At 59.8% G+C, this 18,199-nt stretch carries 21 protein-coding genes and 1 pseudogene; 2 read left to right on the top strand and 20 right to left on the bottom strand.

The features are described 5' to 3' along the window. The 6 genes and pseudogenes from D9X30_RS08440 to rfbB all read right to left on the bottom strand — a co-directional run. Nucleotides 1-244, bottom strand: a 244-nt coding sequence (locus D9X30_RS08440; RefSeq protein ID WP_153949930.1) for a transposase, incomplete at its 3' end; no start/stop codon positions are given. Nucleotides 245-308: 64 nt separating this feature from the next. Then, nucleotides 309-857: pseudogene (locus D9X30_RS08445) on the bottom strand (MraY family glycosyltransferase); the annotation flags it as partial. A gap of 125 nt (nucleotides 858-982) precedes the next feature. After that, nucleotides 983-1,534, bottom strand: a complete 552-nt coding sequence (rfbC, locus tag D9X30_RS08450; protein ID WP_249640915.1) for a dTDP-4-dehydrorhamnose 3,5-epimerase — start codon at nucleotides 1,532-1,534, stop codon at nucleotides 983-985. Then, nucleotides 1,531-2,409: a glucose-1-phosphate thymidylyltransferase RfbA gene (gene rfbA, locus D9X30_RS08455; RefSeq protein ID WP_153950249.1), complete on the bottom strand. Its 879-nt coding sequence runs from the start codon at nucleotides 2,407-2,409 to the stop codon at nucleotides 1,531-1,533. The genes rfbC and rfbA overlap by 4 nt, the downstream gene beginning before the upstream one ends. Nucleotides 2,410-2,420: 11 nt before the next feature. Next, nucleotides 2,421-3,338 carry a dTDP-4-dehydrorhamnose reductase gene (rfbD, locus tag D9X30_RS08460; RefSeq protein ID WP_153950250.1) on the bottom strand — a complete coding sequence of 306 codons (918 nt, stop codon included), beginning with the start codon at nucleotides 3,336-3,338 and terminating at the stop codon, nucleotides 2,421-2,423. Continuing rightward, entirely contained in the window at nucleotides 3,328-4,392 is a 1,065-nt protein-coding gene (gene rfbB / locus D9X30_RS08465) for a dTDP-glucose 4,6-dehydratase (RefSeq protein WP_153950251.1), read from the bottom strand. The genes rfbD and rfbB overlap by 11 nt, the downstream gene beginning before the upstream one ends. Before the next feature lie 256 nt (nucleotides 4,393-4,648). On the opposite strand from rfbB, the gene D9X30_RS08470 reads away from it, so the two are divergent. Beyond that, complete coding sequence (locus tag D9X30_RS08470) at nucleotides 4,649-5,497, top strand: symmetrical bis(5'-nucleosyl)-tetraphosphatase (RefSeq protein ID WP_153950252.1); 849 nt, start codon at nucleotides 4,649-4,651, stop codon at nucleotides 5,495-5,497. A 37-nt stretch (nucleotides 5,498-5,534) separates the two neighbouring features. Here D9X30_RS08470 and D9X30_RS08475 read toward each other — a convergent pair whose 3' ends face one another. From D9X30_RS08475 to D9X30_RS08505, 7 genes are all read right to left on the bottom strand, one after another. Next, on the bottom strand, nucleotides 5,535-6,350 hold the full coding sequence (locus D9X30_RS08475) for a lysophospholipid acyltransferase family protein (RefSeq protein ID WP_153950253.1): 816 nt from the start codon (nucleotides 6,348-6,350) through the stop codon (nucleotides 5,535-5,537). A 43-nt stretch (nucleotides 6,351-6,393) separates the two neighbouring features. After that, nucleotides 6,394-7,668 (bottom strand): dihydroorotase, encoded by a 1,275-nt coding sequence (locus tag D9X30_RS08480; RefSeq protein WP_153950254.1) that lies wholly within the window; start codon nucleotides 7,666-7,668, stop codon nucleotides 6,394-6,396. Between the two features lie 41 nt (nucleotides 7,669-7,709). Beyond that, the gene (locus tag D9X30_RS08485) at nucleotides 7,710-8,681 is read right to left on the bottom strand and encodes an aspartate carbamoyltransferase catalytic subunit (RefSeq protein ID WP_092601577.1); all 972 of its coding nucleotides are present in this window, start codon (nucleotides 8,679-8,681) and stop codon (nucleotides 7,710-7,712) included. A 92-nt stretch (nucleotides 8,682-8,773) separates the two neighbouring features. Further along, entirely contained in the window at nucleotides 8,774-9,298 is a 525-nt protein-coding gene (pyrR, locus tag D9X30_RS08490; protein WP_153950255.1) for a bifunctional pyr operon transcriptional regulator/uracil phosphoribosyltransferase PyrR, read from the bottom strand. Then, entirely contained in the window at nucleotides 9,295-9,732 is a 438-nt protein-coding gene (gene ruvX / locus D9X30_RS08495; protein WP_153950256.1) for a Holliday junction resolvase RuvX, read from the bottom strand. The genes pyrR and ruvX overlap by 4 nt, the downstream gene beginning before the upstream one ends. Then, nucleotides 9,725-10,297 (bottom strand): YqgE/AlgH family protein, encoded by a 573-nt coding sequence (locus D9X30_RS08500; protein ID WP_092601787.1) that lies wholly within the window; start codon nucleotides 10,295-10,297, stop codon nucleotides 9,725-9,727. The genes ruvX and D9X30_RS08500 overlap by 8 nt, the downstream gene beginning before the upstream one ends. Before the next feature lie 84 nt (nucleotides 10,298-10,381). Continuing rightward, nucleotides 10,382-11,098, bottom strand: coding sequence for a pseudouridine synthase (locus D9X30_RS08505; RefSeq protein ID WP_153950257.1), 717 nt, complete (start codon nucleotides 11,096-11,098; stop codon nucleotides 10,382-10,384). A 64-nt stretch (nucleotides 11,099-11,162) separates the two neighbouring features. On the opposite strand from D9X30_RS08505, the gene D9X30_RS08510 reads away from it, so the two are divergent. Further along, a complete protein-coding gene (locus D9X30_RS08510) occupies nucleotides 11,163-12,698 on the top strand; it encodes a cryptochrome/photolyase family protein (RefSeq protein ID WP_153950258.1) in 1,536 nt (511 codons plus the stop codon). A 427-nt stretch (nucleotides 12,699-13,125) separates the two neighbouring features. Here D9X30_RS08510 and D9X30_RS08515 read toward each other — a convergent pair whose 3' ends face one another. The 7 genes from D9X30_RS08515 to D9X30_RS08545 form a co-directional block, all read right to left on the bottom strand. Next, a complete protein-coding gene (locus tag D9X30_RS08515) occupies nucleotides 13,126-13,941 on the bottom strand; it encodes a glycosyltransferase family 2 protein (protein WP_153950259.1) in 816 nt (271 codons plus the stop codon). 13 nt (nucleotides 13,942-13,954) lie between these two features. Further along, entirely contained in the window at nucleotides 13,955-14,314 is a 360-nt protein-coding gene (locus tag D9X30_RS08520; RefSeq protein WP_153950260.1) for an EamA family transporter, read from the bottom strand. Beyond that, nucleotides 14,311-15,150, bottom strand: coding sequence for a sugar phosphate isomerase/epimerase family protein (locus D9X30_RS08525; RefSeq protein ID WP_249640916.1), 840 nt, complete (start codon nucleotides 15,148-15,150; stop codon nucleotides 14,311-14,313). The genes D9X30_RS08520 and D9X30_RS08525 overlap by 4 nt, the downstream gene beginning before the upstream one ends. After that, nucleotides 15,147-15,935 carry an NAD-dependent epimerase/dehydratase family protein gene (locus tag D9X30_RS08530; RefSeq protein ID WP_153950261.1) on the bottom strand — a complete coding sequence of 263 codons (789 nt, stop codon included), beginning with the start codon at nucleotides 15,933-15,935 and terminating at the stop codon, nucleotides 15,147-15,149. Before D9X30_RS08530 ends, D9X30_RS08525 begins: the two co-directional genes overlap by 4 nt. An 11-nt stretch (nucleotides 15,936-15,946) precedes the next feature. Then, nucleotides 15,947-16,180 (bottom strand): hypothetical protein, encoded by a 234-nt coding sequence (locus D9X30_RS08535; RefSeq protein WP_228771137.1) that lies wholly within the window; start codon nucleotides 16,178-16,180, stop codon nucleotides 15,947-15,949. Nucleotides 16,181-16,271: 91 nt separating this feature from the next. Then, nucleotides 16,272-17,078 carry an FAD-dependent oxidoreductase gene (locus D9X30_RS08540; protein ID WP_228771138.1) on the bottom strand — a complete coding sequence of 269 codons (807 nt, stop codon included), beginning with the start codon at nucleotides 17,076-17,078 and terminating at the stop codon, nucleotides 16,272-16,274. Further along, nucleotides 17,078-18,109 (bottom strand): glycosyltransferase, encoded by a 1,032-nt coding sequence (locus D9X30_RS08545; RefSeq protein ID WP_249640917.1) that lies wholly within the window; start codon nucleotides 18,107-18,109, stop codon nucleotides 17,078-17,080. The genes D9X30_RS08540 and D9X30_RS08545 overlap by 1 nt, the downstream gene beginning before the upstream one ends. Between the last annotated feature and the right edge of the window lie 90 nt (nucleotides 18,110-18,199).

The raw sequence follows: 18,199 nt of genomic DNA on the forward strand, positions 1-18,199 counted from the left end.
CCGCCACGATCTCGGCCTTGAGCTTCTCTTCGACGTACATCTTGCGCAGCCGGGCGTTCTCGGCCTCCAGCTCCTTCATGCGCGCCATCAGCGATACGTCCATGCCGCCGTACTTCGATCGCCACTTGTAGAACGTCGCCGAGCTGATGCCCAGCTCTCGACACAGCTCAGGAACGGCAAGACCAGCCTCTACGCGCTTGATGGCTTCAATGATCTGGCTATCCGTAAATCTCGACTTCTTCATGCGGTAGAACTCCTCAACGAGAAAATTCTACTTCTGACCCCATCGCTTTTGCGGGGGGATTACCGAAGGACACATAGGCCAGCGAGACAAACATCAGCATCGCGACCATCGATGCGAGGCCATTGAATCCGTCAATGATATTGATGGCGTTGGCGACGCCTGCCACGGCAAAAACCGTGATCAGGCCACCCACCAGCGGCAGCGCCAGGACGGCGTCGACGTAGTGTATGTCGATGCGCACGATGCGCGCCTCAAGCAGATATGCCGCCAACACCGCCGAGATCATTGTCGCGATGAGTCGCTCTCGCGGGCTCACACGCTTCGTCAGGTCCTCGATAAATCCCGCCAGAAACGCGGGAATCGCGCTGCAAAGCAGCAGGAAATATGGGAAGCCAAGGGCTTTTGAGTCGCGGAAGAAGAAAAGCGCGATGCTCACCCCAACCAGAGCTAGCGCGATGCCCAGCCCTCCAACCCGGGGTACCGGACGAGCATGGAATTTCTGGACTCCGTTCAGGTCCCAATCCGCCGTGATGTGCGCGTGTACGCTCGAGTAGCGTATCACTAGCAGCGTAAAGAGAAACGAGAGTACAAACGCTATCGAAAGTGTCAGCATATGGAGAGTGTTATACCACCACTGTTGTCCGCCATGCGGTCGATTGCCAACGGGCTCTGTTAACCCGTGCGGTGCCTCACCCGGAACTATATGACCGGCCGCACGCGGCAATCGACAGATTGTGGTTAGTCGAACAGATCCGCATCGGCTAGCGGTTTACCGCCAGCATCCTTGGCGGCCAAGATCGGGCTGCCTTCGATCGGCCATTCGATGGCAACGTCAGGATCGTTCCAGATCAAGCTGCGCTCGTGCTCCGGATACCAGTAGTCCGTAACCTTGTACAGGAACTCGGCTTCTTCCGACGTCACGACGAAGCCATGCGCGAACCCCTGCGGCACCCAAAGCTGTCGCTTGTTTTCAGCCGACAAACTTACCCCGACCCACTTACCGAAGTTTGGCGAGTTCTTGCGCATGTCAACCGCAACGTCGAACACCTCGCCCGCCACCACCCGCACCAGCTTTCCCTGGCTATGCTCAATTTGATAATGCAAACCTCGCAGCACGTTGCGTGCCGACCGGGAATGATTGTCCTGGACAAAGGTGCACCGTTGACCGGTAGCCTGCTCGAAGTCCCTCTGGTTGAACGATTCGTAAAAGAATCCGCGACTATCGCCAAAAACCGTCGGCTCCAGAATAAGCACCTCGGGCAGGCTGGTGGGAATAGCTTGGAGACTCACTTGATGGCCTCCGAAACAATCTGCCGCAGGTATTGTCCATAGCCATTCTTGGACAACTGCCGGGCCAAGGCTTCGACCTGCTCTGCGTTGATCCATTTGCTTCGGTAGGCAATCTCTTCAGGGCACGCAACCATCAGCCCCTGGCGTTTCTGCAGCGTGGCAATGAAACTGGCAGCCTCAAGTAACGAATCATGCGTGCCGGTGTCCAACCACGCATATCCGCGCCCCATGATCTCCACGTTCAACTTACCCTGCGCCAGATAATGCTTGTTTACATCCGTGATTTCCAACTCTCCCCGCGCTGACGGCTTGATGTCGGCGGCGATATCGCAAACCCGGTTATCGTAGAAATACAAACCGGTTACCGCGTAACTGGATCGCGGTTTCGTCGGCTTTTCTTCGAGCGACAGCGCACGGAAATCCTCATCGAACTCGATGACGCCGTACCGCTCGGGGTCGTGCACGTGGTAGGCAAACACCGTGGCCCCTTGGTCTTGCTGGCCCGCGCTCTGCAACTGGCGCACAAGATCATGTCCAAAGAAGATGTTGTCGCCCAGAATCAGCGTCGATGGGTCATTGCCAACAAAATCGCGGCCGATGATGAAGGCCTGCGCCAGTCCATCCGGCGAAGGCTGCACCGCGTACTGCAAATTGATACCCCACTTGCTGCCATCGCCAAGCATTTCGACGAAGCGCGGTGTATCCTCGGGCGTCGAGATAATCAGGACGTCACGAATCCCTGCCAGCATCAGCGTGGACAGCGGATAGTAGATCATCGGCTTGTCGTAGACAGGCAGTAGCTGCTTCGACACGGATTTGGTGATCGGATAGAGCCGTGTGCCGGAACCTCCGGCCAGGATGATGCCTTTACGCATATTGGTGTCCGTTACAGGAGGATCTCGTCAAGCAGGTGATGGATGCCCTGCTCCCAGGACGGAAGATGAATGCCGAACGTGTCACGCAGGCGCGTGGTATCGAGTCGAGAATTTGCCGGGCGCGGGGCTGGCAGCGGGTAAGCCGTCGCGGGAATGGCTTCGACGTTCTCGGGGCCGGCCTTCAATGCGATACCAAGCGTCCGGGCGTATCGCAGCACCTCCACCGCATAGCCATGCCAGCTTGTCTCGCCGGCTGCCGCCAGGTGATAGACGCCAGACGGAAAGTCTTCGCGCGACCCCGCGAGCCAATGGCGGGCCACGATATGGGCCGTGACGTCGGCGATCAGTGCCGCCGTGGTGGGCGCACCAACCTGATCAACGATCACACGCAGGCTGTCACGCTCTCCGGCCAGCCGAAGCATTGTTTTGGCGAAATTGCCTCCATGTGCGCCGGCCACCCAGCAAGTCCGCAGCACCAGCGCCTGGGCCCCCGATTCCGCTATCGCCTGTTCGCCAGCAAGCTTGCTCTTGCCGTAGACCGACTGCGGATTGACGGCGTCCGTCTCGACGTACGCGCCGGGCGCCGTACCATCGAACACGTAGTCCGTCGAATAGTGGACAAGCAGGCTGCCCAAGGCGAGGGCCTCCTCGGCAAGCACGCCCGCGGCCACGCCATTCACGGCGAACGCCAGACCGGAATCGGTCTCGGCCTTGTCTACCGCCGTATAGGCGCCGGCATTGACGATGACTGCGGGGCGATGCTCACGCACCACGCGGCGCAAGCCTTCGGCCTTCGACAGATCGCAGCCCGCCCGATCGAGTGCCACGACGTTGCCCAGGGGCGCCAGGCTCCGGCGCAGTTCGAACCCGACCTGACCGTTGCTTCCTGTTACAAGAATGGTGGGCGCGGTAAATGGCTTACGATGCATATTGCTTCGCCACCCAGTTCCGGTAGTCCCCCGAAACCACGTCCTGCACCCACGCCTGATTGTCGAGATACCATTGAACGGTCTTGCGAAGGCCTGTCTCGAAGGTCTCGGCGGGCTTCCAGCCGAGCTCCCGCTCCAGCTTGCGCGCATCGATGGCGTACCGGCGATCATGGCCGGGCCGGTCTTTTACGAACGAAATCTGGTCGCGATACGAACCCGTCGCCTTCGGCTTCAGGTCGTCCAGCAGGTCGCACAGCGTATGCACTACATCGAGGTTGGTCTTTTCGTTCCACCCGCCCACGTTATACGTCTCGCCCAGACGGCCACGGGCCAGCACCTCCCGGATCGCACTGCAATGGTCGCGCACGTAGAGCCAGTCACGCACGTTCTGGCCATCGCCATAGACCGGCAGCGCCTTGCCCGCGAGCGCATTCGTGATCATTAGCGGGATCAACTTCTCGGGGAAGTGATACGGGCCGTAGTTGTTCGAGCAGTTCGTCGTCACCACGGGCAGGCCGTAGGTGTGGTGATAGGCGCGCACCAGGTGATCTGACGCCGCCTTCGACGCCGAGTACGGGCTATTGGGTGCGTAGGGCGTGGTCTCGGAAAATTGGGGGTCGGCGGGCCCGAGCGAACCGAACACCTCGTCCGTGGAGACGTGCAGGAAGCGAAAAGCGGCCTTGGCGCTGTCGTCGAGCGTGCCCCAATAGGCCCGCACAGCCTCCAGCAGTGTGAACGTGCCGACGATATTGGTCTGGATGAACTCCGCCGGACCGTGGATCGATCGATCGACGTGGCTTTCCGCCGCGAAATGAACGACCGCACGCGGTTTGTACTGATCGAGCAGACGGTCCAGAGCCTCACGGTCGCAAATATCGGTCTGCGAGAAGACGTGACGGCTGTCGCTCTCCAGCGAGGCGAGCGTTTTCAGGTTTCCGGCGTACGTCAGCTTGTCGACGTTGACAATGCCGTCGGCACCCGGCTTGGCAAGCCAATCCAGGACGAAATTCGCCCCGATGAACCCAGCCCCGCCTGTGACAAGAATGTGCGACAAACTTTGCTCCCTGCTTATCGATATGTTCCGAGTGCCCGACAATAGTCGGGTGGCCGCCTGATCCAGTGGGGGATAGCGGCTTTTTTTAAGTCCTCGTGGAAGTGGCGCTATTCTATCTGACCCCGCCCCTCATCCTTTGGGTGACGCCCAACTTTTTGTAGCGTGTTGTAACTAATCGCCAAATCGATTATGTAGGGACACACGAAAGCATGTCTTGACACTTTTTCGCCATTAATGATGATTTTTACAATTGCAAATGCAAGCGAATCACACTGCGTCTGACAGCGTTTTCGCCATCGGCGACCTCCAAGGCTGCGCCCCTTCCTATCGCGAACTGCTCGCGAAGTTGCCTGCCGATGCACCCCTGCGCTTCGTCGGCGATCTTGTGAATCGTGGTCCCGCCTCCCTGGAAACCCTGCGGGCCGTCAAGGCCATGGCTCCGCGGGCCCGCACGGTCCTCGGCAACCACGATATCCATCTGCTCGCCGTCGCCGCCGGGGTCCGCAAGAAGGGCAAGTCCGACACTCTCGACGACATCCTCAATGCCCCCGATTGTGAGGATTTACTCACCTGGCTACGTCACCAACCGCTTGCCATCAAGGAAGACAACTTCCTGATCGTCCACGCCGGCGTCCTCCCCCAATGGACCGCCAACCAGGTCATCGACTTGGCGCACGAAGTCGAAGCCGAGCTGCGGGGGCCCAACTGGCAGGGCTTGCTGGCTGATATCTTCGGCAACGAGGCGGATCGCTGGGATGACGGCCTGCGTGGCATCGAGCGTCATCGGGTGATCGTCAACGCCCTGACCCGCCTGCGCTTCTGCTCCGCCGACGGCGTCATGGACCTCAAGACCAAGGAAGGTCTCGGCAAGGCCCCTGCCGGCGTCATGCCGTGGTTCGACGTCCCCGGACGACGTACGGCTGACACCACCGTGGTGTGCGGACACTGGTCGACGCTTGGTCTGGTGATGCGCCCCGACCTGATGGCGCTCGATACCGGCTGTGTCTGGGGCGGCCAGCTTACCGCTGCCAGGCTGGCGCGCGATCCGGGCGATCGGACCGTCATCCAGGTCGATTGCCCTCAGTATTCTGATCCGTTCGCCTGAAAATGCGAATCCCGCGGGAGCGGGGACGACCAAAGGCTCAGGACGTGGCAGTCGCGGGTTGGACTGCCGACATTGGTGCCTGATGTAGCTTCTCAGCCACACTAAACGCCGAATCGGGCGAGCCACCCAGCAGGTGCACCACCACCTCCCGCGCCGCCTCCGCCAATTCCCGCCGACTTGCCGAGTGGGCCAGCAATGGCGGCCCCAGCGTCAGCCGCACCTTGATCGGCGGCGACTTCAGGACGGCGTTCAGGCATTCGACCAGCGAGATGTCGTCGATATACGCCGGTGCCAGCGTCGGCTCGCCGGTCGCCGCGTCCAGATAGCTCAGGCCCACCGGCTGCACGGGCAGGCCGCCCACCAGCGGAGCCTGCATCAGGTTGGCGTGGAACGGCAGCACCTTGCTGCCATCGGTGGTCGTGCCTTCCGGGAACACGCATACCAGATCGCCCTGTCGCATCACGTCCGCGATGTGGTGCAGTACTCGGTGTGCGTCGCGTTTGCTGGCACGTTCGATGAAGATCGTGCCTGTCTTGTCACAAAGCCAGCCGATCACCGGCCAGCTGCGGATTTCCGATTTGGCGACAAAGCGCACCGGCTGCCAGCTGTGGATAACGTAAATGTCCAGCCACGAGATATGGTTCGACACCAGCATCGCGCCGCGCGGAGGCGACGCACCCGGCGCCAGGCCCTGCACTTCCACCTCGATGCTGCAGATGGCCAGGAGCTTGCGCGACCAGTTCCGGATCAGCCGCTCACGCAGGTGAGCACTCGCCCACGGGAAGACCGTTGCGCAGACCAGCATCCCGCGCAACAGGTGAAATCCCAGCCGCAGCTTGCGTAACCAGATCATCGTTAAACCCCGGTAGCGTTTGGAGCGATCGGCAAGCCGCCGGTCAACGCTGCTCGTACACGACCTGGCCGTCGACCAAGGTCATGCGCACGCGCCCTTCCATCTCGTAGCCGAGCCACGGCGAATTCTTGCCCTGGCTCTTAAGCGCCGAACGCTCCACTTTCCACATTTGCTTCGGATCGAACACGCAGATGTCGGCGGCATTGCCGGTGGTCAGCGATCCGGCATGCAGGCCGATCACGCGGGCCGGTTCGCTGGTGATGCGGGCCAGCGCCTTTACCAGCGGCACGTTGTGCTCGGCGGCCCAGCGCAGCGTCAGCGGCAGCAGCAGTTCCAGCCCCGTGGCGCCCGGCGTGGCTTCCGCGAACGGCAGCAGCTTCTCGTCGTCGTCCACCGGAGTGTGGTCCGAACACAACGCATCGATGGTGCCGTCGGCCAGTGCCGCCACGATGGCGTCGCGGTCGCGGCCGCTGCGCAGCGGCGGCGTGAAGCGCATCTGGCTATTGAAGAAGCCGATGTCCATGTCGGTCAGCGACACATGGTGGATGTTCACGTCGCAGGTGACCGCCAGCCCTTCCTTGCGGGCCTGGCGCACCAGTTCCAGCCCGGCCGCCGAAGACAGGCGGCACAGGTGAACGCGCGCGCCGGTGGCACGCATCAGTTCGAAGATCGTATGCAGGCGCACCGTTTCGGCGATCACCGACACGCCGGACAGGCCCAGCCGCGACGCCACCGCGCCACTGGCCGCCACGCCGCCGCCCAGGAACGGGTCCTCGGGGCGCAGCCACAGCGTGAAGCCAAACGTCTGCGCGTATTGCATCGCGCGCTGCAGGACCTTCGTGTCCTGGATCGGCATCTCGGCCTGGCTGAAGCCGACGCAGCCGGCCTCTGTCAGCTGGCCCATCTCGGTCAGCGCCTGGCCCTTCAGCCCCACAGTCAGCGCGCCCAGCGGATAGACGTGCGTCTGGTTCAGCCGGCGCGCACGGAACTTGAGCATTTCCACCAGGCCCGGTTCGTCGAGCACGGGGTCGGTGTCGGGCGGGCAGACCAGGCTCGTCACGCCGCCGGCCGTGGCTGCGGCCACCTCGGATTCCAGCGTGGCCTTGTATTCGTAGCCCGGCTCGCGCAGGCGCGCGGACAGGTCCACCAGGCCTGGGCAAACGATCAGGCCCCGGGCGTCGATGGTCTTGTTGGCGTTGAAATCGGCAGGCGCCTGGCCCACGCCGACAATCTTGCCGGCGGCGATATACAGGTCCTGTTCGGCGTCGACGTTCGCGGCCGGATCGATCAGGCGGCCACCCTGGATGCGGATCTTCATGTCTTCTTGCGATGTGCGGTTCGTTATATCCAAGGTGCTGCTCAATCGTTGTTGCCGGCTACGATGCCCATCACGGCCATGCGGACCGCGATGCCGAAGGTCACCTGGTTCAGGATGACCGACTGCGGGCCATCGGCCACGGCGGAATCAATCTCCACGCCGCGGTTCATCGGGCCCGGGTGCATCACGATGGCATCGGGCTTGGCAAGCGCCAGGCGCTCCGGCGTCAGGCCGTAGGCCTTGAAGTACTCCTGCGCGGACGGCAGCAGCGCACCGCTCATCCGCTCGTTCTGCAGGCGCAGCATGATCACCACGTCCACGCCCTTCAGGCCTTCTTCCATATTGTGGAAGACGCGCACGCCCATCTGCTCCAGCCCGGACGGCAGCAGCGTGCGGGGGCCGATCGCGCGCACTTCGGGCACGCCCAGCGTGGTCAGCGCGTGGATGTCGGAACGCGCCACGCGCGAGTGCAGGATGTCGCCGACGATAGCTACCGTCAGGTTCGTGAAGTCCTTCTTGAAATGCCGGATCGTGTACATGTCCAGCAGGCCCTGCGTGGGGTGCGCATGGCGGCCGTCGCCGGCGTTGATCACGTGCACATGGGGCGCGACGTGTTCGGCGATCAGGTACGGCGCGCCCGAACTGGCATGGCGCACCACGAACATGTCGGCCGACATCGCCGACAGGTTGTTGATGGTGTCCAGCAGCGACTCGCCCTTGCTGGTCGACGACGCATTGATATTCAGGTTCAGCACGTCCGCCGACAGGCGCTTGGCGGCAATCTCGAACGTGGTGCGCGTACGCGTGGAGTTCTCGAAGAACAGGTTGAACACGCTCTTGCCGCGCAGCAGCGGCACCTTCTTCACGTCGCGGTCGGAGTCGGACAGCGAAACGAACTGGCTGGCGGTGTCGAGGATGTGCGTGATCATGTCACGCGACAGCCCCTCGATCGACAACAGGTGCTTGAGCTCGCCGTTCCGGGTGAGCTGCGGGTTGCGGAACATCTTGGTCATGGGCAGGTGGGTCGGGCGCGGATTCGGTCTGGCGGGTTCGGTCTGGATACGGCTTCGGTGCTTGACGCTCTGATGGCGTCTCGGGTTGACACTCAGGTACGCGCCTCGGTGGCGAAGGCGAAGCGCGTCGCCGCACCTTCGCCCTGGCGCGACAGCACCAGCGTCTTGTCCTGGGGCAGCTCGACGGTGGCCGCGGCATAGTCGGCGGCGAACGGCAGTTCGCGGCCGCCACGGTCCGCCAGCACGGCCAGCGCCACGCGCGCGGGCCGGCCATAGTCGAACAGTTCGTTGACGGCGGCGCGGATCGTGCGGCCGGTGGCCAGCACATCGTCGATCAGCAGGACATTGCGGTCTTCGACGGCAAATGGCAGCGTGGTCGGCTGGGCCTGGCTGTGCAGCCCCTTCTTGGCATAGTCGTCGCGGTGGAAGGCCACGTTGATCACACCGTGCTCGCCCAGCTTCAGGTCCGCCGCCAGCCGCTCGGCAATCCAGGCGCCACCGGAATGGATGCCCGCCACGGACCAGCGCGCCCGGTCACTGGACGGCATCAGGGCCTGGGCCTGGTCGCGCAGCGCGTGATATAGCGCCTCTGCGTCGGGGGTAGAGGTCTGAGTCATAGCGGGATTTCGTCGAAATACTGTTGCAGGATGATCCGGGCGGCCTCGGCATCGAGCGCCCCGCGCTTTGCCCCGGCCATCGAGGCAGCGCGCGACGAATAGCGTTCGTCCACCCAGTCCACGGGCAGGTTGAACCGCCCGTTCAACTGGTTGCCAAAGCGGCGCGCAAGCCGCATCGACGCCTGTTCCGCGTCATCGGGGGCGGCTTCGGGGTTGACCGGCATGCCGACCACCAGCCGCACCGGCGACCATTCCTGGATCAGCGCGCCAACCGCGTCGAAGCGGGCCTCGACCGTCACATTCGGGAGTATGGTGAGCGCGCGGGCTTGCCGGGTGATGAAATTCCCGAGCGCCACGCCGATTTTTTTCTCGCCATAGTCGAAGGCGAGCACCGTGCCGTCGCGGGGCGTCTCGCGCCCCGCCTGCTCAGGCATGCCCGGCCTCGCCCGACAGCATCGTCACGTCGATGCCAAGCAGGCGCACGGCCGCCGCGAAACGCTCTTCGGGCGGCACGCTGAAAATGATTTCGGGATCGGCCTGGACGGTCAGCCAGCCGTTGCGGCTCAGTTCTTCCTCGAGCTGTCCGGCGCCCCAGCCCGCATAGCCGAGCGTCAGCAGGAACCGGTGCGGGCCGCTGCCGTTGGCCACGGCTTCGAGCACGTCCTTGGATGTGGTCATTTCCAGCCCGCCGGGCACCGCCAGCGACGACACATAGATGCCGACCGGATCATGCAGCACAAAGCCGCGCTCGGTCTGCACCGGGCCGCCGAAGTAGACCGGCTGGTGGGCAACAGGCTGGATTTCGAGCTTGAGATCGATCTTGTCGAACAGCGTGGCCATGTCGATGTCGATCGGCCGGTTGATCACCAGGCCGAGCGCGCCGCGCTCGTTATGCTCGCAAAGGTAGACAACGGAACCCGAAAACGTCGGATCGGCCATGCCGGGCATGGCAATCAGGAACTGATTGGTGAGATTGATGGAAGCTTCGGGCGTCGCCATGGCTTGCATTCTACCAAATCGCACCCCGGCTGCTGCGGAAAACTTCTGCCCGCAAGCGCACTTTACGGCGCGCGCCGGGTGGGCTCAGTCCCCGGCCGACTTCAGCGCCACCATGTCTTCGGGCGTCAGCCAGCGCCATTCGCCCAGCGCCAGCGCCGGGTCCAGCCGCAGGCCGCCAATCGCGCTGCGATGCAGGGCCGTCACATGGTTGCCAGTGGCCGCCACCATCCGCTTGACCTGGTGATACTTGCCCTGCAGCAGCGACAGCCGCAGGCTGCGCTCGCCGGTCGCCTCGCAGGCATGCGCGGCAATCGGGGCCGGTTCGTCGTCCAGCTGCACGCCGGCGCGCAGGGCTTGCACCTGCTCGGGCGTTACCGGATCGAACGTGGTCACCTCGTACACCTTGGGCACCTGCTTCTTCGGCGACGTCTGGGCGTGGATGAACTGGCCGTCGTCGGTCAGCAGCAGCAGGCCCGTGGTGTCGTGGTCGAGCCGCCCCACCGCCTGCACCTCGCGCTGGCGCAGCGGCACCGGCAGCAGGTTGTAGACGCTGGGATGATGGCGCGGCCGCTGCGAGCATTCGTAGCCGGCCGGCTTGTTCAGCATCAGGTAGGCCTTGGTGCAGGCCAGCCATTCCTCGCCGTCGACGGTCAGGCGCAGGCCGTCAACCTCGAAGCGTGCACCCGGGTCCTCGCACAGTTCGCCGTTGACCTCCACCAGCCCCGCCTCCACCAGGTCGCCACAATAGCGGCGGGTGCCGAAGCCTTGGGATTGCAGGATGCGGTCGAGTGTAATGGCCATGAGTGATCTGGAAACTGCTTGTAAACGGTAGGGAAGTATCTGGAGGCTATGTTAGGTTACGGCGATGTCGAGATCACCTTCCCCTGCGCCCGCACCGGGCGACCGTCTGCCTTACCGGATTGACCGGCAATTCGCGCGCGGCCTGGTCTGGTTCCGGCGCGACCTGCGCATGGACGACCACGCGGCGCTGCATTATGCCCTCAAGCACTGCCAACAGGTATGGTGCGTGTTCGTGTTCGATCGCGAAATCCTCGATCCGCTGCGCGAACGCGGGCTCAAGGCCGACCGGCGCATCGAATTCATCCTGAAATCGCTGGACCCGCTGCGGCAGGCGCTGACCGATGCCGGCGGCGGCCTGATCGTGCTCGACGATCGGGCGCGCACGGCCATCCCCCGGCTGGCTGCGGAACTCGATGTCGAGGCGGTGTTCGCGAACCACGACTACGAGCCCATCGCCAAAGACCGAGACGCCACCGTGCGCCAGGCGTTGGCGGCGGACGGGCGCGAACTTTTCACGTTCAAGGACCAAGTGATCTTCGAGGCGAGCGAGATCCTGACCGGCCAGGACCAGCCCTTCAGCGTATTCACGCCGTACAAGAACGCGTGGCTGAAGGCGCTGCGGCCATTCGACCTGCGTCCCTATCCGGTCGACACATACCGCAGGGCGCTGGCCCCGGTGCCGGCCACGCACCGGAAGGCACTGCCCACGCTTGAGTCGCTGGGCTTTGCGCCGAGCAATCTAAAGGAGATTGCGATGCCTACGGGCATGGATGGCGCCCAGGCGCTATTCCGCGAATTCCAAACCCGCATGGGCGATTACGGCCAGCGCCGCGACTTCCCGGCGCTGCGCGGCCCGAGCTACCTATCCGTGCATCTGCGTTTTGGCACGATTTCGGTCCGCGCGCTGGCGCGTACCGCGCACGACACCGTGCAGCGGGGCGGCACTGCCGCCGCCGGGGCCGCCATCTGGCTGTCCGAACTGATCTGGCGGGATTTCTATTTCATGATCCTGCACCACCACCCGCGCCTGGCCGAGGGCAAGTCGTACCATCCGGAATACGATGCGATCCGCTGGGTCGACCTTCAAACCGGGAACGAGTATTTCGAGGCCTGGTGCCAGGCCCAGACCGGCTACCCGCTGGTGGACGCCGCCATGCTGCAGATCCGCCAGAGCGGCTACATGCATAACCGGCTGCGCATGGTCACCGCCAGCTTTCTGGTCAAGGACCTGGGCGTGGACTGGCGCCGTGGCGAGCAATACTTTGCCGACCAGCTTAACGATTTCGATTTCTCGGCAAACAACGGCGGCTGGCAGTGGGCCGCCTCGACCGGCTGCGACGCACAGCCCTACTTCCGCATCTTCAACCCTGTCACCCAATCGGAGAAATTCGACCCGCAGGGCCGCTTCATCCGCAAATACCTGCCGGTGCTGGCAAAGCTGCCGGACAAGTACATCCATTCGCCATGGACGGCGCCCGACGATGTGTTGGCTGCGGCCGGAGTCCGTCTGGGTGAAAACTACCCGCGCCCCATCGTGCAACATGGCGTTGCACGGATGGAGGCGTTGGAGCGGTATGGGGCGGTGAAGGGGGCAAAATGAACTTAGGCTCAGTGATGGCAAGAATACGATGCCCGAATAGATGTCCCTTCCTCACACCTCAATCCAGTTGCATGCGGCAGCCTGAGCATGACGCGGAATGAAACTATTTTGTCGCTAAGGTGCTGCAGAATGCATTTGCACCCCTATGTTGAGCTGTTATCAGCTAATTGGGGAAACATGCAAATTTGTCCCCAACTCAACGATGCTAGCATCCGGCGTTAAATGGCACTGCCATCCAGCTCGTTTCCGGCCTGCAAGCTATTCGTCGGCCCGGTAATACACAGCGCGCCGATAGATTCGTCCATGGGTGAACCGAATTGCAATTAAGTTGCGAAAACACATATGGCTTCCGCAGCCACGGCCATAGATGCCACAGAGAAACAGTGAAAAGACGAATCCAATAAACGCTAACGACCACGCGAGCGGGCTATTTTTCTTCGGGGTTGAGCGACCCCGTGCACGCTTGGAGAAGCGTTCTCATCACTCGCATGTTGCCACTGAACGTACTGATTTTCGTCGGTACTTCCCCGGCTGGATACTTGCGCGAAGTAGCAATCTCCTGACATCGATAACCAAGACGCGGCGCTCGATGCGAGAGATAGGCGAGCAATTCATACTCGCGAAAAATATCGCGAAAAGGTGCAACTGCCGGATCCAACAGCAGGCGCTTGCTGTACGCACGGAATCCTTGGGTCGTATCAGTCCAGCGGAAACCCGAACTGATGCTCAGGGCAGGCGCATGTATAAACCGGATTGCCAAGTCGCGCATAATCGGGGTATTCTCCGCGACACCACCAGCAATAAACCGGGATGCTTGGACAAAATCTACACCTTCGATCAGAGCCTGGATGAACTGCGGGATGGCGGCAGGATCGTCCTTATCGTTACCGTCAATGGTGATAATCCCGTCATAGTTGTTTTCCAACGCAAACGCATAAGCGCATCGCAATTGGGCACTAAGTTTTCCAGGACCGGTTTTAACAATTAATCCGGCCACCTTCTGTTGATGGAGGAACGCCATGTCGAGGGAATCATCAGTGCTACCACCGTCGACAATGATAATGTCCGCGATCCTTGAAATTTCCAACGTGCTCATTTTTTGCAACAGACTTCGAATTCTATTGCCTTCGTTAATCACGGGCATAACGATGCACCAGGGTTGCGTACGCCCGCGCCACAATGAGACATCGAACGACGGCACCTGCCATTCTGGCCTGATACTTGTATGGACGATTTTATGCATTACTAACTCTTCGTTAGGCAGCGACTTTAGCCGAAATTAGCATTACACCAGCGATGACCAGCACAATGCCTACGCCAGTGTTCCAATGGAACGGTTCGCGAAAAACGATGACGGACATCATTGCGACCGTGGCAATCGCCCCAGAAGTCAATACAGGATGCGCGACATTCAAAGGAAGTCGCGCAAGGGCGGCCGCATAAAGCAGAAATGCTGCGCCATAAAGCCCTAACCCAAACCAGAATGGCCAGTTACTCAGAGCAGCATACGGATCATCCAGCGATGGGAATTTTCTTGGTGGAATCATTGCCATCTTCACGAGCACGCTTGCAGAGGCGTTACTGGCAATTCCTAACATAAGAATCAGCCACTTCATGCAGGTGAACTCCTGTGTGAAGGGCCATACCATAGCTTAGTCGCCGCCACCGCCCTCCGTACCGCGTCCAAAGGAGCCTCGTCGGTGGTGGCTACCATTTCAATCGAGACAAGCTGCTGTTCTGGCATCGCCGTGGACAGCGCCCTCGCCATAGCCTCATGGTCTGTGCCGCCATCGCCTATTGGCACTAACAGTGGCTCGCTCACATGAACATGGCCAATTAATTCTCCGTGCCGAGCGAGCATTTCGAAAGGTGATTCGCCATTAATGGTCAGTGCGCCCGTATCAAACTGCATACGGATACTTGGATGATTGACAGCACGAACTACCGTCGCCGTTTCCTCGCAATTCGTCATAAAATTCGAACCATAGCAACTCGGAGTGGGCTCAAGGCAGAACATAACACCGTGCGACGAGGCGATATCGCCAAGTTCCGCAAAAAAGGGCACCGCCATTTCCCACGCGGCGGCATTCGATAAAGCACCTCGATCGCGATTTCTTGGTGAACCGAAAACAAGGCGCGTTGCGCCGAGAAGGCTTCCAATCCGCGCCACAGACGACAGACGTTTCAGCATAGCGCCGCGCGACGCGGCGTCGCCGAATAAATTCAATCCGACACTATTGAACAAAAGCGATTGCATACCGGTTATCTCGATGCCAGCCGCAATCCATTTGTCTCGTACAACACGTACGTCACAATCCTTTACATTATCCGGGTCAGGAAAATATTTTCCTGGGGCTATATCAATAGCATCGACTGCAAACCTGTGAAGCAGCGTTTGCACGGCGGCGTCTTCATCGACATTCCAGGCAATATTTGAGATAGCGATTCTCACGCACTTCCCTCGCTTTTCAACGTTAGCTGCTCGGATTGGGCATATGCGCGAACAGCCTGCAAGGTGGCGCGGGTATCATACTGATACATACCCGTTGCACCAAAGACGTGCGCGTGACGCGTTCGGAAGTCGTATTGCACGGCGGTCGAACTGATTTCGTTTTGGAAGTCTCGCCCGAATCCTTGTGCCGCCAACTCGCGAACCCTAATTGGCTGCGCGGTCAGGTGCACGAGTTTCAAGCCAGCGTGGAGTGCCGACTGAATGTCGTACCAAAGATTTACCATGGGATAGAACTGAAACATTCCTCGACTATCGATCGACTGCAAATTATTCTCGTTTAGAAGGTCAAAGACCACGTTCTTGCGTAAGCCAGGACCCACCAAGCCAGGCAGACGTACAATGAGATAATCCGAGAAATGCTCTGATACAAACTCTTCAAGCACAAGCCGATGCAGCCCATATGGGTGCAACCCTTCCCTTTCTACGAGGGTATTTTCATCAACGGCTACAGGATCCTTGAAAACGTCTACTGTGCTTATCAACACAAACGATTTGCACGACACCGTACGGAGATGGTCTATCAGATCTTGAATCTTCGCACGATCAGCTTGCGGCTCCCTGTTCGCGATCCATTTCTGCGCAGGCGCCCCTGCGCACACGATCAAATCAAATGTCTTATCGCGGATTTCGTTGATATTATGTGATCTATAAAGCGCATCGAACTCTGTTTGCCGAAGCAGCGTGGACCCGACGTATCCCGAATGACCAATTAATGCCGTATTCATATTAACCTCCTTCATTCGGTACCCAGAAAACGCTCGTCGTCCAGCCTTTCGATAACGTCATAGATGTTGTCTATCTTGCCTCCAAGAATGGAATAGCATCCCGGCAGCGTCTCGTGCTTTTCGAACAAGATAGGCCGTCCATCGTCCGCCTCATTTTTCTGAAGCACGGTTTTTACCTCAAAGAGCGAGTCAACGTAACGAGACTTCGCGACCAATGGCACGTAGCGCGCCGTATCTCTAATCATCCGGTCAACCCTCGTCTCTTTCGCATACTGTGCCAGACGCTCGTACGGATCGATTACCGCAGAGTCACCCCACTGAACATGAGGTGTGTATCTAACATGCGAAAGCGTATGCAGGCCACGTGCGGGAAATGGCATCAGAGAAAAAAAAGGCATCCATGACCGTAATCCCGATCTCATTAAGCGGCGCCGGCATTTCGATGAGGGCCATTTCGGTGATCTCATGCTTCAACCTTGTCAAGGTACCGGGAAATTCTCCTGAAAGGAGGTTTAAACCGCTGTAGCTACAGTTGAAGACGGTCGGCGCGGATACCCAAATGGATTGGCCCGACACATCTCTCAATTTCACAATATTTCCGCGCTCTGCGTCGTGCACGATGGATGTCGCCGTGGTGCCAAAGCGCACTTCAACGCCGTTCATGGTGAGCGCCCGTTGCGCCCATGAGGCGAGCAGAGTCGTATCGAAGGCATATTCTTCTACAAGAAAAACATCTTCGATCAGTTTTGGGGAGAATAACTCCTTCAATATAGGGGGTGCTTGCTCAGTCTTCGCACCGATCTCCTCGCAAAAACGTACAAACTGACGCGCGCTAACCTTGGAATTTCGCCGAGCGACCGCGTAGAGCTTAGTGAAGTCGTGTTTGATGGCACTTGACCAGTCCTTGATGAACCGGGGCAAGTTTATCCGACTACGATATGCAGTCGTGAAACTCCTGGGATAGTGATACCCGTTGTGAACGCGTGCCTGGTTGGTATAAGACGCCCGTGATAGCAGCGCGTCTTCGCGTTCCACAACGATGATTCGTTTCAGACCCCTCTGTTCCGCCAGATAAACAGCTATCGTACAACCGTAGAATCCACCACCGATAACGACTGCATCGTATTCTTTAGAAATATCCATCACCGCACGACCGGGACGTCAGCGCGTTTGATATCCCCTCCAACGACAACTTCAATATTTAGTTTTTCACGGCGCGTCATTCGAGCGCTCGTAAATTCTTGGCCCACGTGATACAAAGGCCCCTCGTTAGATGCCGATGCCATGTTCAGGATGTACTCGCCCAAAACCAGCAGAACCAGGGAGATCAGAAAGAACATACCCGACTGCTGCAAAGAGAGACTTACCCAGCCGGGCGCCACGTCCGATTTGAAGAACCAGACAATTAACACATAGAAGGAGTACAACAAATTTGCTGCCGTACCGAAGAGAGACAACGCCGTCACAAGTCGCATCGGCGCCCGGGTCGTTGAAACAAGCATGCGCATACCGCGGTCAATACTATCTCCCAGGCGCTTCCGCGGTGCGTGACTCGGGGGTGCGCTAAAGGTAAGGTTTGCGCGTGCGAAACCGCCCGTAGCAGGCAAGTGTCTATAGGTTAATGCCGGCTGCCGATGATGCAGAATAAAATTGATCACGCGTTTGGTAAGCACCCGGTACTGAGGCGCCTCCTTTGCTAAATCAACGCCACTGGTCCATCTAAAAAGTCGGTTGAATATGCTGAAGGCAGCACGATAGTGCCAACTTTGCTCGGGCCGTTGCAAGTTCGTCGCAAAGACAACGTCTGCCCCGGACATCGCCTTCTCCAGCATTTCGGGCAAAAAACAGATATCGTCAACAAACGGATCAGCGACCGCTACGAAGTCGCCGAGTGCATTTTCAAGTCCGACCCAAGCGGCAGTGTCATAGTCCACTTCCTTGGTCAAACCGTAAACCTGCAGGTTGGGCAGGCCAGTATCACCCGTAAGGTCTTTCAAGAGCGCAATGCTGTCATCTGAAGACGCATTGTCGACGACGATTAATTCATAGTCCGACACTAGCGGCGCAATGGTTTCCGATGCAGTCGCCAGAAGCCGCTCCAGAGTTGCAGACTCGTTACGAACAACAAAAAGAACCGAGATGAACACGGGGAAGAAGGGTCGCTTGGTCGTCACTTGGCGTGTTACGAAAGTTGGCTGGCTGATATTAGCAAGCTATTCCAATCGCTTCCTATGTTGCCGGAAAACGAATAGATCCTCACGGAA

This window comes from Cupriavidus sp. U2 (assembly GCF_009663685.2).
Taxonomy (GTDB): domain Bacteria; phylum Pseudomonadota; class Gammaproteobacteria; order Burkholderiales; family Burkholderiaceae; genus Cupriavidus; species Cupriavidus necator_C.

Bases quoted from the DNA above. Each gene is read 5' to 3' on its own strand.
- rfbA (WP_153950249.1), bottom strand. From the start codon at position 2,409: ATGCGTAAAGGCATCATCCTGGCCGGAGGTTCCGGCACACGGCTCTAT.
- D9X30_RS08540 (WP_228771138.1), bottom strand. From the start codon at position 17,078: ATGGATATTTCTAAAGAATACGATGCAGTCGTTATCGGTGGTGGATTC.
- D9X30_RS08480 (WP_153950254.1), bottom strand. From the start codon at position 7,668: ATGAAGATCCGCATCCAGGGTGGCCGCCTGATCGATCCGGCCGCGAAC.
- D9X30_RS08475 (WP_153950253.1), bottom strand. From the start codon at position 6,350: ATGATCTGGTTACGCAAGCTGCGGCTGGGATTTCACCTGTTGCGCGGG.
- D9X30_RS08515 (WP_153950259.1), bottom strand. From the start codon at position 13,941: ATGCATAAAATCGTCCATACAAGTATCAGGCCAGAATGGCAGGTGCCG.
- D9X30_RS08520 (WP_153950260.1), bottom strand. From the start codon at position 14,314: ATGAAGTGGCTGATTCTTATGTTAGGAATTGCCAGTAACGCCTCTGCA.
- D9X30_RS08530 (WP_153950261.1), bottom strand. From the start codon at position 15,935: ATGAATACGGCATTAATTGGTCATTCGGGATACGTCGGGTCCACGCTG.
- pyrR (WP_153950255.1), bottom strand. From the start codon at position 9,298: ATGACTCAGACCTCTACCCCCGACGCAGAGGCGCTATATCACGCGCTG.
- D9X30_RS08470 (WP_153950252.1), top strand. From the start codon at position 4,649: ATGCAAGCGAATCACACTGCGTCTGACAGCGTTTTCGCCATCGGCGAC.
- D9X30_RS08485 (WP_092601577.1), bottom strand. From the start codon at position 8,681: ATGACCAAGATGTTCCGCAACCCGCAGCTCACCCGGAACGGCGAGCTC.
- D9X30_RS08510 (WP_153950258.1), top strand. From the start codon at position 11,163: ATGTCGAGATCACCTTCCCCTGCGCCCGCACCGGGCGACCGTCTGCCT.
- ruvX (WP_153950256.1), bottom strand. From the start codon at position 9,732: ATGCCTGAGCAGGCGGGGCGCGAGACGCCCCGCGACGGCACGGTGCTC.
- D9X30_RS08500 (WP_092601787.1), bottom strand. From the start codon at position 10,297: ATGGCGACGCCCGAAGCTTCCATCAATCTCACCAATCAGTTCCTGATT.
- D9X30_RS08505 (WP_153950257.1), bottom strand. From the start codon at position 11,098: ATGGCCATTACACTCGACCGCATCCTGCAATCCCAAGGCTTCGGCACC.
- D9X30_RS08535 (WP_228771137.1), bottom strand. From the start codon at position 16,180: ATGATTAGAGATACGGCGCGCTACGTGCCATTGGTCGCGAAGTCTCGT.
- rfbD (WP_153950250.1), bottom strand. From the start codon at position 3,338: ATGCATCGTAAGCCATTTACCGCGCCCACCATTCTTGTAACAGGAAGC.